Raw genomic sequence first — 14,308 nt, 5'->3', positions numbered from 1 at the left:
TCGCACCGTCATCCCATCCGGAAACCAGACCGACACCGATTGCGTTTTCATATGAGGCTTGGACCGTTTCGATAGCTAATTGCGCCGATGCCGCGTAGCCTTGGCGCAACACCACGAAACCGGGATCGGATGCGGTCGCGCTCGACCAGTGCCAGAGGCGGCTGAAACGGAGACCGGTAATTTTTCTGGGGTCAGGCGGCGCGCAGAAGGGGTGGCTTGGGCTTGAACAGCGAAGTCCCCATCGACGCTGAAGATCGTCAGAGGAGGCAACCGGCCTACGTCTTTGCCTTGCCGAACGGAGATGCCTCTGAAGCGGGATGAGGGCCAATTATCCCGCGCGTAATCGCTTTTCGCTCGTCGCCCCGGTTTTCTCCGATGGCTTGACGTAGGCGCGCAGGAAGGTCTGCACGGCCTTGCAGGTCGCGATCTGCAGCTGTTCATCGGTCGGCGTCTCGCCGAAGAGGACGATCATCTGCAGGTCGGCATTGATGAGGGCGAGGAATTGTCGTGCCGCAAGATCAAAGTCGTCCATAGCAAGATTGGCCTGGCTCGAAAGGCGCGCCAGGAGTGCGGCCAGCGCTGCATCCACGCGACCCGGACCCTGCTTACGCCAGGCCTCGAAAAGGTGCGGATAGCGCTCGCCTTCCGTCTGGACCATGCGGCGAAGGAATTTTCCATCGTGATTGCAGGAGCAGTTGCGCACTAGCGCCGCGGCGAAAGCGGCCAGCTCGTTCTCAAGATCGTCTGCGTTGTTGGGAAATGTCGCCAGGACGGAGAATAGTGCAGCGTTGGCACGGTCCATGACATCCTGCACGACCGCCATGAAAAGTGTCTCTTTCTCGCGGTAATGATTGTATATCGTCTGGCGGGAAACACATGCTTCCATAGCGATTTCATCGATGCTTGCTCCGGAGAAGCCTTCCCGGCAGAAGACCTCTGCGGCGGCATCCAATATGGAGATGCGCTTGGCGCATTGGCCTCGCTGGGTATGGCCGCTTGCCTTTCTTGCCGAGGGAATTCGCTTTTTCATGAGCCGAAGATAAGACGTGTTGACGTTTTAGACAATAGTGTCTAATTTTACATCTATGTCCAAATTTATGGACGAGAATAACAAAGCGCATGCATGGTTCTCCCAAGTCATCGCATTCGCCCTGCCAATCCATTGAAACTCCGCCAAAAGCGATGCGGCGCCCTTAGTGTTGCGCCTTCTTGAAAGATCATCATCATGACGACCTCCTTCTTTCGCATGGCGCTCATCCTCGGTCTTCTGTCGGCCATCGGTCCCTTTGCAATCGATATGTATCTTCCGGCGCTACCTTCGATCGGTAAGGACTTGCATGCCGAGACGAGTGTCGTGCAGCTCAGTCTCCTCTTTTTCTTCATTCCTTTTGCGGTCGCGCAGCTTCTCTATGGTCCTATTTCGGATATGTGGGGACGCAAGCTGCCGCTTTACATCGGTATTGGCCTTTTTGCCGTGGCCAGCATCGGTTGCGCGCTCGCCAACAGTATAGAAATGCTGATCGCGTTCCGTTTCGTGCAGGGCATCGGCGGAGCTGCCGGCATGGTCGTACCGCGCGCGGTTGTGCGCGATATGCATACGGGTGTTCAGGCTGCCAAGCTCATGTCGCTGCTGATGCTGGTCTTCAGTATTTCGCCGATTCTTGCGCCGCTGACCGGCAGTGCCGTGATCAGCTTCTATGGCTGGCGTGGCGTGTTCTGGGCTGTAACGATCGCCGCCGTCATCGGACTTATTCTCCTGTCGACGCAGCTTGAGGAGACGCGGACGAAAGCGGATCGCCGGCGTAGCAATCTCAGCAGCGCGATGAAGGCCTACAGAATGCTGCTCAAAGACGGCCATTTCCTGGCGATGACGTTCATCGGAGGCTTCGGACTTTCCGCGTTTCTGGTCTATCTGGCGAACTCATCCTTTGTGCTGATCGAGCACTATGGCCTGACGCCGACCGAATATAGCCTCGCCTTCTCGATCAATGCCGTATCGTTCTTCGCCGTCTCGCAGGCTACCGGCTGGCTTGGGCACAAGTTCGGTCTCGTTCGCATCATGCGGATCGCGGTGGCCTCCTTCGCTGTCGCGATGGCCGCTATGGTTGTTGTCATGGCCGCAGGGCTCAATCAGTTGCCTGTCATGGCAGCCTTCCTGTTTGTCGGTTTCGGTTGCCTTGGGCTGGTCATTCCCACCACCGGCGTGCTTGCGCTGGAGGACCACGGCGAGATTGCCGGTACGGCATCGGCCTTGATGGGAACGCTGCAATTCGTGGCGGCCGCTGTCGCCATGACCGTGTCGGGCCTGTTTTTCGACGGAACGGCCTTGCCGATGGTCATCGGTATCGCTGTCTGCGCCCTGATTGCGTTCGGATTGGCTCAGGCAACAACGGGACGACGCCATGCTGCGGTAGACACGGAAGCCGACGCGCCGGCTGCCGAGTAGTTCTTTGCTCCCCCGAAAACGCGAAGGCCCGGGTAACTCCGGGCCTTCTGCATTTGTGTGCGTCGACGTCCGGTAAAGCGGCCCGTAGATTCAAGAGGCGCAGTAAATTTTCCGCATAGGCCGATTCTCTCCGAGCGAAAATCGCTCATTGTCGTTGGAGTGGTGCGCCGGGTGAGTAAACTGCCCCCATTTTCGACCGGACATGCAGCATAAGCAGGAAAGCTCAAGCACAGGTTTGAGGCTTATGTCTTACGAGTTTTGACGGGTTGATCTGATGGGGAGACGGTATCTTCTGTGTCTCGGCGGCACGCAGTTACGCCAAACTTCTGTCTGGTTCGAACTTTTCGCGCGCGCTGATAAACACGCTTATTTTTGCATTGGCATCCGTGACGGTCGAAATGGTCCTGGGGGTACTTGCAGCAATGCTCCTGAACCAAAAATTTTACGGTCGAGGGCTCCTTCGCGCCTTGATGATCCTGCCTTGGGCGCTTCCGACGATCGTAAATGCCATGCTCTGGCGTCTGATCTACGATCCGCAATACAGAGCGCTTAACGCTGCCCTTACACAGGTCGAGCTCATCTCCGAGAGGCTCGCGGTGCGAAAGCCTTCCCCGGTATGGACGCCGTCGCTCAAGACAGCGCCTGCTGCTTTGCACGTTTCCTGACAAAAACACGGATCGATAAGGCAGCGAGAAGAATCCGTTATACGTGCTCGTTGTGACCCGGGCCTTTCATGCAATGTCATTGCGATAGGAAGGCAGTTGCCGTTGTGCAGTTTGCCCAGCCGCTAAATGGAACCACGTTGACGGCCGGACGTTTCTGTATGGCGATATCGGGCACTGCTGACATTTCGTCGGTACCCCCGAATGGGAGGAAAATATGAAAACGTTGCTGATCGCGATCGGCCTTTTGGCCGCAACAACTTTGCCGGCTCTGGCGGCCGAGCCCGTCAAGATGGTCGACACCAAAATGGGCAAGGTCATGGCCACGGAAAAGGGCATGACCCTCTACACGTTCGACAAGGATGCCCAAGGTAAATCAAACTGCGACAAGGATTGCCTCAAGAAGTGGCCAGCCTTTCACGCTGCCGGCAAAGCCAAGGCAGAGGGTGAGTGGTCGTTGGTCAAGGATGCCGACGGCAAGGAAATGTGGGCTTATGGCGGCAAGCCGCTTTATACCTTTGCGGGAGATAAAAAGTCAGGCGACATGAACGGCGATGGCGTTGGCAACGTCTGGCACGTGGCCAAATAGCCGGATCGGCGTAGAGTTGCAGAGGGCGATCCTCGGATCGTCCTCTATGTCGTGCTGGAAATTCCTGCACAATGCGGCGTCGCATCTAGGGCAAATCCTGTGATCGATGGGCAGGGCGCCAACCAGAACGTCGCCGTCGGCGATGGTGGGTTGCGACCATGTCGGAGGCCGGCATCAATCTGCTCACAGCCCGGAGGGCCCCTTACGTCGCTTCCAAAGGCGCGATGCTCGGCCTTACCAAATCTCTGGCGCGTGAGCTCGGCCCGCATACAGCCGTCCGACATTGCCGACCTCGTGCATTTCCTTGTGACGCCTGCGTCTGATATGATCTCGGGCCAGAACATCGCGATCGACGGCGGCTGGTAATGACGGTCGCCTTCAGCTCCGTTTGGTCCGTGGTTTCAGTGGGCGAGGTAGAGGTCATGCTCAGCTTGTCGGGTCGCGGCCCTGGTCCGTTCGTCTACGACGCGACGATGACGTATCGCCTTGAAGGACCGTCGCTTGTCACGGAACTCACGGTTACGAACCGGGCCGCAATGCGCTTGCCTTACGGCGCCGGCTTTCATCCCTGGTTTGTGCGTGAACCGTCAACGCTTCTTAAGGCCGGCGCCAAGCGCGTCTGGCTGGAACAGCCCGATCATCTGCCCTTGAGGGTCGATCCGGTCTCGCGGCACCCCAGTCTTGATTTCAGCGAGATGCAAATGTTGCCCTCGTCCTGGACCAACAACTGGTTCGACGGCTGGGATGGGAAGGCGCGTCTGGAGTGGCCGAATCGGGGTCTTGCGGTCGATATCGAAGCGCAAGATTTGCTCAACCGTTATGTCGTCTTCTCGCCTGACGGCGATGCCGATTTCGTCTGCGTCGAGCCCGTTACTCACGCGGTGGATGCCTTCAATCTGCCGGGAGGTCCAGAAGCAAACGGGCTGAAAGTCCTGATGCCGGACGAGGGCCTGCATGTTTCCGCGATGTTTCAAGCTTCGAGCCTTTGACAGATCGCGGAAAGCCTTCAAAGGCCGATGCGTAGCTCATGGCGGGGCACCGTAATGTTAACCGAGAATCGATGGGAAGCGGGACTTGGTGGGGCTCTGTTGCAAAGAGCGACGACGGTTGCGGAAGGGTTTGTTGATTTCTGCTTCAGACTGTATAGACTCCAAATTGCCTGTTGATGAGACGCACCTCTCCCATGACCCCGCTCTCGTATTGCCAGAGTGCCGCCTGTCCCTTGCGCAGCGCGTTCATCACCTCGAAGGGGCTTGTCACGTTGTTGTCGATTGATTGAATGGCGGTAGCCGCAGCTCAAATCAAGCACATTCCAGTCATGGCTTTCCACTGCGCCATGGCGCGGAGGCGGTGAATGCCGTAGGAGCGGAGTTTATCGGTGATGATCCGTTTGGGAACAAAGCTATAGCGCTTCATCAACGCCACCAGCAGGCGCTTTGCCGCCCCTTTATCACGTCGCTTCTGCAAGATTTCTTCGAGAACGGTGCCATGCTGATCGACTGCGCGCCAGAGCCAGAATTTCTTTCCAGCACATTTGACGACGACTTCGTCCAGATGCCAAACATCGCCGGGGGGCGTCTGCCGCCGCAGGTTGCGGGTGATTGGGGGGCCGAACTTGGCGATCCAACGGCGGACTGTCTCATAGGATACGTCGATCCGACGCTCGAGCAGCATTTCCTCAACCTCACGAAGACTGAGGTTGAACCGTAGACAAAGCCAGACCGTGTGAGCAACGATCTGCGGCGGAAAACGGTGGCGCTCGAAACTGATATCTGCTGTCTGCATCGCCGAAAATAATGCGGAGCCCATCAGGCAGGCAACCCATTCCGGTTAATGTGACAACACCTCACCGGCTATTTTGGTGTGGCGCTTGGCGTGCTTGACGGTGCGGGCGGAGGAGGTGGTGGAGGTGGTGGATCCTTTCCCGGAGGCGGCACGACCTTGCCAGACGGCGGGTCAGACGGTGCCCCAGATGACTGCTGCGGTGATGGCGGATTGCGTCCGGGAGGAGGCGCGACCCCACGCGGTGGTGGCCCAGGCGGCGTTGGAGCTTTGGGCTGCTCCGGTTGCTTGGGCTGAGGGGCTTGGGTTGCAGGGGTAGCCTGGGTTGTAGTTGCAGGGGCGGCTTGACTTGTCTGGGCAGACTGCCCCGGATTTTGTTGGTTGAGGCAAACCAGAGCAAGTTCCTTAATGAGTTCTAACTCGGGCTTCGTTGCATTGCTCTCAGTGAACGATAATCCACCGCCGGATGGGCAATCGAAGGTGACCTTAGGTTGAGCCGATCCGCCGCCTGCCGCACCAGGGGGGTGCACTGGCACTGGGACTGGGACTGGTTTTGGCGCAGGCTCGGGAGGAGGATTGCCGCCGACGATGACGTATGTATTAGTGGTGGTGGCCGGCGCGCTAGTGCTTGCTGGCGTCCCTGTTGCCGTTGCCTTGCTCTCTCCTCCTGTTGCTGTTGCCTTTCCGTCTCCCCCTGTTGCGGTGGTTGTCCCTCCGGGTGTGCTGCTCCCACCTACTGATGGAGACTTCGGCGGCAGACCCAAAAGTTCTCTCGCCTTATTATCGAGCAGCTGCTCGGCTTTCTTCAGACCGTATTCCTTCACGGATGGAGGAATGATCCCGACGTACGGAATTTTCGTCATTGGACTGCCCTCACGCTGCCGTCGCCGGGGCCGCAGAGGCCCCCAGCGTACCGTTTGCCCTGGCCTGCGCGAGTTCCAGTTCGGCCGTAAACAGCCCAGCGCTGCGCATGTAATCCGGCACAAGGTCTTGCCGACCAGTGGAAAACACCCCGACCGCCGTCTCGAGCCACGCGCGGTATGCCTTAAGGAGGTCGGCGTCATTACCCTGCGCTTCGACGCTCAAGGCATGCACGCGCAGAAATTCCAGGACGCCGAAGCGCATGATCGCCGCATCCGCATCCGCGTCCGAGGGCGGGGTGGATGCCGTGTCGATTGCGGCTTTTGCGCTCGCGACGCTCACTTCGATCAGCCGAAGAATACTCATAACGTCTCCTTTCGAATTGTACCGATGCTTACAGGTTTGGGTCGTGTCACCTGCCAACCCGCGGCCGATAGCGCTGAGGCGACAAGATCGGCCGCTTCTTCCGAGGGGCTTGCATCACAGAACTTGATCTGTGCGGCGCAGCCCGTTGCCCGCCAGCGCGCATTGTCGAGCGCTTCGCCCCCGTTCGGCGCTGATGGAGACACTGCAATCACATCACCTGCGGCGGTCCCGGCGACCCGAACAACATATTTCTGCGGCTCGGACTGAAGATTGACATCAGCACCGAATGCCGCGTGCGGTTCTTCGGCGAGCACGTCCTTCAGCACATCGCGATAGCGACACAGTTGATCGGCACAGATCACCGTGCATAGCAGATAGGGGTCATGCGTGCGGCGCATGAGTTCCTTTGCGCGTTCCATCATCAAACCACGAGAAGCGGTCGCGCCGAGCCAGAGCTGATTGCTGTTGATGCGCTCGCCGACAGAATCGCGCATGGCCGAGGTCAGTAAGTCCACGGCGGCCTTCGGCCATCGCCCCTGCACGGCACGACGCGCGACAGTGATGTGAAGCACCTGCAAGGCGAAAGCGTGAACTCGCTCTGAAAGATCCTCGCCAAACGGAGTGCGCGCGGCGACGAAAGCGACCACGTCGGGCCATACCACATCGAGCCCGTCAGTGGCGGCAACCGCAGTGTTGAAAAGCCGTATCCCGAGCAGCCGTCCATCGGAGGATTCGGCGAGCGCACGCGCGTCACGCCACTGACCGGGGGTCTGGCCCGCCAAAGAATGGAACTGGCTTTCCTCGAAATACGCCTCGATCTCAGGCCGCGATCGCCACTTAGTCATCACGGCGGCAACCTTGGCATCGTCAATCGCTATGGCGACGCCAAGATCCTTCGCCTTCGGCACGGCCACCATGACCGGCGAGTGATCGCCTTCACTGAACACTGCCGCACGTCCACGCGGGAGAGTCGACAGAATCTTCGACTGCTCTTCGTCCATCGACATGGCGAGAGCCATCGCCTCCCGGTCGTCGCCGGCCACCAAACGGTGAACAATTTTCAGGTTCGTGTTCTTCAGGACATCGGGTGCGAGTCGGACCGGAACCTGATCGGCGATGATCATGCCTTGACCGTAAGCGCGCACTTCCGACAGCATCTGTGAGAATGCATCAGAAAACGCGCCGCGCGGATCCGCGTGCCAGGAATCTTCCAACTTCTTTCCGCCGGACAGCAGCCGGTGAGCCTCTTCGATCACCACGATGTGCGACAGCGGGTTGCCTGGTGGCACAGGCAGGTTGGCAGCGGCCGCAGTGGCGAGGCGTGCGGAGTATTCCGCCCGCCGGTGCTCGTATAGGCGGACCAAGAGGAGCCCCATGATGAACGCCTTGTCGTCATCGTCGCCAATCCCTTCCAGTTCAATGATCGTCGGCGCGCTCAGCAATTCGCCGATCGGGACCGAACGTTCGACGTCAAGCATCAGCCCCCGGGTTCCGCGCCGCAAGCCGTTGAGGCGCGTCGTGAGCGAAGCCGTCATTTCCTGCGTGGTTTCTCCCTTGTATCCAAGCTTTGGAACCGTGCGCTCGACGGCAGCGACAAGTTCGCCGATCGTCGGAACCTTCGGCGTGACATCTGAGCTGCCGTGCCTACCCGTAGTGAAGTCCCATCCACGCTCCGTATAAAGCTCAACCAAACATTGCTCGAGGATTTGGGGAAGCGGTATCCAAAGCGCGAAACTTCCCATGAAGACGGCTTTGAGCAGGTCGAGGTGGGTCGAAACGTCGACGCCTGGCGGGATCTCGAACGGATTCATTCGCAGTGGCGCCACTTGTTCGCGACCCAGCGTGAAAACGCGAAGCTTGTCTGCGAGGCCCTTCTGGCCAAGCAATTCTCGATACTCGGTCTTTGCCGGCTCGATCACAAGAAAAGGGACGTCGGCCGCCGCCGCTTGCATAAGCAGATGCATCACCGTGTTAGTTTTGCCGGAGCCTGTTAGACCGCTGACGAAGGCGTGTCGTGTAAACTGATCCAGCTCAGTGCGATACGTCGTGTTGGTCTTGCGCTGCTGGTCAAGGATTTCACCGACCTCCACGGCCTTCTGTATGTTTTGCTGCACCGGCCGAGACACGGCGAATGGCGGCGCCGATCGAACGGAGAAGCCGGATGAGTCGCGTCGGGGGAAATGAACCATTGCCGCAAGCTGCCGCGTATCGAGCAGGCTCTGATTGAGAAAGGGGTGCCGCCAGATACGTGGACCTGGCGGAGCGGGCTGGTAAGGCAAGGCCCAATTGCCGGCGAGCTTTTGCGCTTCGGGCAATGGCAGTACACGAAGCGGTGATTGTGGACGATCCGACGAAAACTGCGCGCGCCACGCCGCTGCCAGGCGCCAGTAACTGCCGATGTCGCCGAGAAGGTAGACGCCCGTCCGCCAGGCTCCAATGGCGAGCCCGCGGTTGAGCGACTCGGTGAGTTCTTCCACGTGCCGACTGTAGGCGCGGGTCAGAGGCAGTTCGCCGCGCGTTTCGCTTGCCGCGAGTGCCGCCCGCTGATCGTCCAGCGCAATATCACGCAGCTTGGCGATGGTTACCAGGTCAATGGGTTCGGCCAGCACCACAACTGCGAAGACCCCACCGTGAAGACCTCGCAACAACCGGTCCCAAGGCGCATCACCATCGCGAACCTCGCCGTTTGGCACGCCGTAGGCAAGACCGCCAAGTTTCATAGGCGCAAGCAAGTTGGAGTCGATCGCCTGGACGGTTCTGTCCATGGACGGATAGGCCCCATCAAGCAGGGAGGCGAGTACCTTGTGCTGTTGGTCGAGGCCCGCGTCCTGTTCGACGCTCCACGTGCCGATGGAGAAGCGAACGCCATCGGGCGCACCAATCACCTGGAATGCAAAGGGAATGGATTCGCCGGCGAGCCCCGCGAGCACCGCTTCCGTCGTGAATTTCGCCGGCAGGTCCCTCTCTTTTTGCTTTTCATTGAAGCCGACACCGAGGATGTGTTCGAGCCGCCGTGCCTTGGAGGGAACGGGCGCCCATGACGCCTGCGGTGGCATGCGCGTCGGATCGAGCGAGAGGCCGGCTATGTAGTCCAGGGCTTCGGGGCGAACAAGAGATTCAATAGGCATGGCTTGAGGCTCTCCTCCTGCAATCAACGCTTCGGCACTACAGGGGCAGGTAAATTGAAGTGTATGGTTGGGGGGGAAGATTTCTCGAAATCGGATTGCATCTGTTGGGAGGCCTGTTGAAAATTGGATAGCATCTGGCGACCCGCTTGGTTGAACTGAGAGGACAACTGCGAGAACACAAGTAACATAATTGCGACACCCACGATGGTAGTAACGACTTTAAAAAGGCCCTGTCGTGCCCACGGCCACCTGCTGGTCAGCCCACCGATGTAGACGGCTTGCGTGGTGTGATTGACGCATCGCGTGGCGGCGAGAAACGTCGGACTCTTTCGGCCGATGGCTTCCACCCAGTCGCCGACGTCGGCGAATCCGCTCACGCTGGTGCCCACCAGCCTCACGCTGGCGACAAAGGTCCGTCCCGCATGGGGATCATTTCGCTCAAGCCGAAGCGTGAGAATGGGCACGTTAGTTTGGCCGCTCTGAAGTGTCGCTTGTTCGACATCGGTGACCTGGCCGGCAATGCTGCCGGCCATCGTCTGCGCCGGTATTTGTTGCCCAGTGAGTGCCGGTGGGGTCCTGGGGATTGTGTGTTCTTCCTGCCGTGGAGGCGATGTATCAGAGACCGACTGAGGGTCGGGAAGTTGCCAGCCACGTCGGCGCATTGGAGATGCTCCCAGGGTTTCGGAAGTCGCTATTGCTTCCTTTGGTTGTACATTTTCTGCTGCAAAAGCGAGATTGGACGACACCGTCTCCGAACGATGTCTTGAGAGTGCGGGGGCGGTAGAGGGCTCATAAGCATCCCTTTTGGCCGGCGTTTGGGCTTGGGGTGATCCCTTTGGTTGAAAGAAATCGCCGAATGACCAGGAAAATAGGCCAATAAATCCGCACAAAGTAAGGATCGTCATCTCAATAGTAAAACTTAGTCTGTTACTGTATGGTGGGGTTTTTGAGATATAATTGAGAAAAATATTGAACGTTATAGATCCTACTAAGGAAAGTATAAAGCAAATAGTTTTGTTTTTCGTAGAAATCATCATTTTGTTTAAATAAATAGAAGATATTCTTATAATAAGTAAACATATAATAAATGATAATATCATATTAATTATAGAAAATATATCAACAAAGCTGGGTGAAAAATGAGATTTAACGAATCCTTCATCACCAATGGTAGCGTTTAGACCCATTATACTGGAAAATAATATCCAGAACCTGATGGCGTAGCTTTTTAAATTTCTGTTAGCCGGTTCTTTTTTTTGCTTTTCACGTGGGTTCAAGGGGAAGAATCGCTCGAGAAGTAGCTCGAACAGCATGGACCAAATTGCATAAAATGAAGCAAAAACCGAAAGCACCGTGGCAATTGACGCCCTCGGCGAGTCGACAAAGGCGCCATAAGCAATCAAGACGTTCGAAACAATCAGAACGAGTATTAGAAGAACGCGCCAAAACGTCGTCAGCCTGGTAAACTTCACCATTGAATCCCAGTGAAATACCAAAACAGCAAAAATTATAATTGCCGAAAGCAAAGATGCAAAAAGATGAATTAGGGAAATTTCAATTGCCGAAAGCGATGGCATATCCACGCCAGCCATAAAAATCGCGGCGGCGCTAAGAATTACCAACGTGACCAAACGCCAGTCTGTCTCGTCCGAATTCTTAGGATCTCGATTAAACAAGCACGACCTCCGCCAGACAAATGAAATTCTCGTATCTTGGCGAATTTTGTTGGTATATTCCGCCGGTTGCCATGTATCCGAGGTGGTGGGTAAACACGTGACACTTCGTTCAAAGTTAACCTTCACCCGGCTTTCTTTTCGCCATCTGGTTGATGGCGCGCGCGACGATCAATCCCGAATTCCCGCTCACGCCGTCGCCTGGCCAAGTCGCCGCACATCCGTGTTCGAGGTCACGCATCTTTCGTTCCAGATTTTTCTGATGTTGGCATCAACCGTTTGGTGGAGACGCGTGTGGTTAAGGCGCGCGAAGCAGTGCCATTTGAGGAATCAATCGTGTGGTCCAGGCGCAGAGACCGAGGGCGGCATCAACAGCGGGTCAAAGCGGAATGGAAAGTGATGCCGCCAGCCTCACGAGATCGGTCTGACGCTTGCAGCCGGTCTTCTCGAAGACACGAAGAAGATGCGTCTTGATCGTGCTTGCGGCGAGCCCGAGCTTTACGGCGATACCTCTTTGAGTTTGTCCCGCCACGATCATCTCGAAGACGCGCGTTTCTGCTGGAGTAAGGCCGTAGAGCAATGCCAGGGCGTCAGCCGGCATTTGCGGGGAGGCGACCGATGGTGACACGAAAATCGCGGCAACCGCATTCTGAAGGATATCGCGATGAAGCGGCATGACATGCAGGATCATCGGCGTTCCGTCGCGGCGGGTCGCCGGGATGCCCGAGCGTCTCGGCGGCGACGTCAGCGGGCCGGTCGCGGCACTTTTGACCGCTTCCTTCAAAGCGGCCGTGGCAGCCTGCCGCGGCAAAGCGAGGCGCCCATCATTCAGCGTGAGCGGATCCTTGGCGTTCAGCATTGCGGTTGCCACGGCGTTGGTATGAACACAGATGGCGTCTTCGTCGACAAGCACGATCGCTGAATTGAACGTATCAAGCGTCGAGGCGAAGGTGGAAATTTCTATCGTTTTCAGTTCCAGGACCTGGCTGATTGCGACAGCCCGCCGGATATGCGGAGCCAGCATCCTCAGCCCCTCGATTTCCCCATCGGTGATCGGCCCCGCCGAGCCGTGTCGCCCAAGCGTAAAGTTCGATAGAGTCGTTGTATTGTGCTCTAGACTGATGTTGACGGCGTCCGTAATACCTTGCGGCCTTACCCATTCAACGAAATAACGATTGCCTTCGAGATCGTATCCGGGCATCGCGCGAGACTGCACGACCGGCTCCTCAAGCGGATACTCGGTCAGTTTCTCGATGCCGCCCCAAGCGTCCGTAACCGCCGATCCATAGTTTAGCATTCGGGCGGACCAATAGCTGTCGACGCCCACCAAGGCGCCCAGAAGATGAATTCCCTCATGCGCCGTTACGGAGAGGATTGCATTGTGGAAGTTGAATTCGGCGCGTATCGCGTCGATAACACCCCCCCATTTTTCAGGCATAAGAACACAATCATAGATAGCGCCTATGAGATCTGACATGCGTTGCGCGAATTCGTGCTGTTCGGACATTGGATGCTCCGAGATTGGGCTGCCGCCTCCACCGGCAACTTTGCGTAATTCGACATGGCAGAGATCTGGAAAGTCTTGCAGCATCCACCAAATGGCGGACGCCAACCTTAAAGAAATCTGAAAGGTTGAAAGCGTCAAGCAGAAAATGCACGGCCAGGGTGATGATTTTCCCGTCAGGCTGGAGCAGCCGGGGCGGGTGGATATGGCAGATCTTGCAGATGTGATGCGTACCACGGCTTGGCGAAGAATTTTTCGAGTTCCGCGATATCAAAGGATGCGGGCCGGCAAAGGGCTCGCATCACGGTCGGGCGCGCCGTTTTCTGAAGGTAACGGCGCGCAACCGTGGTGCCAGCCTGGCATGGGGGCTGCCAGGCTGGCAGACACGATCACACTGGGCCCAGGTGTTGCAAACCGTTGCATAGAATGGACATGGCACCATGCTTGACAGTTTCGAAAGTCCCGCAGGGCATTTGATATCCTTCGGCCTGTCCTATCTTTTGCTGGCCATCTCTCCCGGGCCGAATTTGATGATCGTTTCCGCCGCCGGGCTGCATTCGCAGCGCGCGAATGCGGTTGCTGCGGCTCTTGGCGTCGCGCTCGGCGCCTGTCTGCTTTATCTCGCAGTAACGCTCTGCACTGGTCTCTTGCCCGTAAGCGATACGACGAAACGGCTAGGCGCGGTGTTTTTCGGTACTTATCTCGTTTATCTCTCTGTCAAGTCCTTGAGCCGCACACGCGTGGTGGCAAGGTGGACGCATTCGACGGCCGCGGAACCTACATCGGGTTATTTCAGGATGGCTTTCCTCACTGCGATGGCCAATCCGGTCACCGCTATGTTTTTCGCGTCTTCCCACCTTGTCGCATCCTCTTCTTTCTTGACCTTTGTTTGCGCTGGTGTGATCTTCGTAATTGCGGCGGGCTGGTTTACCATGGTCGCTGTGATGGCATCAAATGACAGGCTGCAATCGCTTTCGGGGCGTCACCTCGATCGCTTTGATCTATTCTTTGCAGCGGTATTTCTATTTCTCGGTATAACGACACTATTGTCTTCTCTTCCGTAGGTGTTGTGCCCAAGTCCTGCGCCGGTCCGCGCGCGTCTTGATCCTTCGGATAGCGCGCTGCGGCAATATCGATCGACTGAAGAAGTTCCCAGGGCGTTTCCCGACCGCAAGCGGAGCGGGTTTCTCGGCATTTGGATTACGCTTGACGTACGGCGCCTCTTTTTCCTGCAGATGTAAAATGGCATTTTAAATGCTCTTCATGTCGTTTTCAGCATGTATACTCGGATCTCGGG

Annotated in this window: 9 protein-coding genes and 5 pseudogenes; 7 read left to right on the top strand and 7 right to left on the bottom strand. The window is 57.3% G+C overall.

All coding sequences use genetic code 11. From position 1 onward, the window contains the following. Nucleotides 1-328 precede the first annotated feature (328 nt). Nucleotides 329-1,065: pseudogene (locus JTP94_RS15785) on the bottom strand (TetR/AcrR family transcriptional regulator C-terminal domain-containing protein). Between the two features lie 160 nt (nucleotides 1,066-1,225). Between JTP94_RS15785 and JTP94_RS15780 the strand changes: the two are divergent. The 5 genes and pseudogenes from JTP94_RS15780 to JTP94_RS15765 all read left to right on the top strand — a co-directional run bounded on the left by JTP94_RS15780 (nucleotide 1,226) and on the right by JTP94_RS15765 (nucleotide 4,686). Then, nucleotides 1,226-2,446, top strand: coding sequence for a multidrug effflux MFS transporter (locus JTP94_RS15780; protein ID WP_204851419.1), 1,221 nt, complete (start codon nucleotides 1,226-1,228; stop codon nucleotides 2,444-2,446). Between the two features lie 311 nt (nucleotides 2,447-2,757). Further along, a pseudogene (locus JTP94_RS15775) lies at nucleotides 2,758-3,108 on the top strand (carbohydrate ABC transporter permease); the annotation flags it as partial. Between the two features lie 217 nt (nucleotides 3,109-3,325). Further along, nucleotides 3,326-3,697: a hypothetical protein gene (locus JTP94_RS15770; RefSeq protein WP_204851418.1), complete on the top strand. Its 372-nt coding sequence runs from the start codon at nucleotides 3,326-3,328 to the stop codon at nucleotides 3,695-3,697. 200 nt (nucleotides 3,698-3,897) lie between these two features. Then, nucleotides 3,898-4,063, top strand: a pseudogene (locus JTP94_RS35560) (3-ketoacyl-ACP reductase); the annotation flags it as partial. Then, on the top strand, nucleotides 4,063-4,686 hold the full coding sequence (locus tag JTP94_RS15765) for an aldose 1-epimerase (RefSeq protein WP_204851417.1): 624 nt from the start codon (nucleotides 4,063-4,065) through the stop codon (nucleotides 4,684-4,686). The pseudogene JTP94_RS35560 and the gene JTP94_RS15765, both read left to right, overlap by 1 nt. Before the next feature lie 145 nt (nucleotides 4,687-4,831). Here JTP94_RS15765 and JTP94_RS35795 read toward each other — a convergent pair. Beyond that, nucleotides 4,832-4,942, bottom strand: a pseudogene (locus tag JTP94_RS35795) (IS6 family transposase); the annotation flags it as partial. A 90-nt stretch (nucleotides 4,943-5,032) separates the two neighbouring features. Further along, nucleotides 5,033-5,506 (bottom strand): annotated as a pseudogene (locus JTP94_RS15760) (IS6 family transposase); the annotation flags it as partial. 100 nt (nucleotides 5,507-5,606) lie between these two features. Here JTP94_RS15760 and JTP94_RS15755 point away from each other — a divergent pair. Then, complete coding sequence (locus JTP94_RS15755) at nucleotides 5,607-5,798, top strand: hypothetical protein (protein ID WP_204851416.1); 192 nt, start codon at nucleotides 5,607-5,609, stop codon at nucleotides 5,796-5,798. 554 nt (nucleotides 5,799-6,352) lie between these two features. Here the strand turns inward: JTP94_RS15755 and JTP94_RS15750 are convergent. The 4 genes from JTP94_RS15750 to JTP94_RS15735 form a co-directional block, all read right to left on the bottom strand. Continuing rightward, entirely contained in the window at nucleotides 6,353-6,706 is a 354-nt protein-coding gene (locus JTP94_RS15750; protein WP_204851415.1) for a hypothetical protein, read from the bottom strand. Then, entirely contained in the window at nucleotides 6,703-9,834 is a 3,132-nt protein-coding gene (locus JTP94_RS15745; protein WP_204851414.1) for an ATP-binding protein, read from the bottom strand. The genes JTP94_RS15750 and JTP94_RS15745 overlap by 4 nt, the downstream gene beginning before the upstream one ends. A 23-nt stretch (nucleotides 9,835-9,857) precedes the next feature. Then, on the bottom strand, nucleotides 9,858-11,510 hold the full coding sequence (locus JTP94_RS15740) for a hypothetical protein (protein WP_204851413.1): 1,653 nt from the start codon (nucleotides 11,508-11,510) through the stop codon (nucleotides 9,858-9,860). A gap of 376 nt (nucleotides 11,511-11,886) precedes the next feature. Beyond that, nucleotides 11,887-13,014, bottom strand: a complete 1,128-nt coding sequence (locus tag JTP94_RS15735) for a helix-turn-helix transcriptional regulator (RefSeq protein WP_204851412.1) — start codon at nucleotides 13,012-13,014, stop codon at nucleotides 11,887-11,889. Nucleotides 13,015-13,451: 437 nt separating this feature from the next. Between JTP94_RS15735 and JTP94_RS15730 the strand changes: the two genes are divergently transcribed. Beyond that, nucleotides 13,452-14,075: a LysE family translocator gene (locus JTP94_RS15730; RefSeq protein ID WP_204851411.1), complete on the top strand. Its 624-nt coding sequence runs from the start codon at nucleotides 13,452-13,454 to the stop codon at nucleotides 14,073-14,075. Nucleotides 14,076-14,308 lie beyond the last annotated feature (233 nt).

The organism is Martinezella lusitana, assembly GCF_016901135.1.
GTDB lineage: Bacteria > Pseudomonadota > Alphaproteobacteria > Rhizobiales > Rhizobiaceae > Rhizobium > Rhizobium lusitanum_D.
Note: the sequence above shows the minus strand (reverse complement) of the source record. Positions and strands in the feature narration are given on the sequence as shown.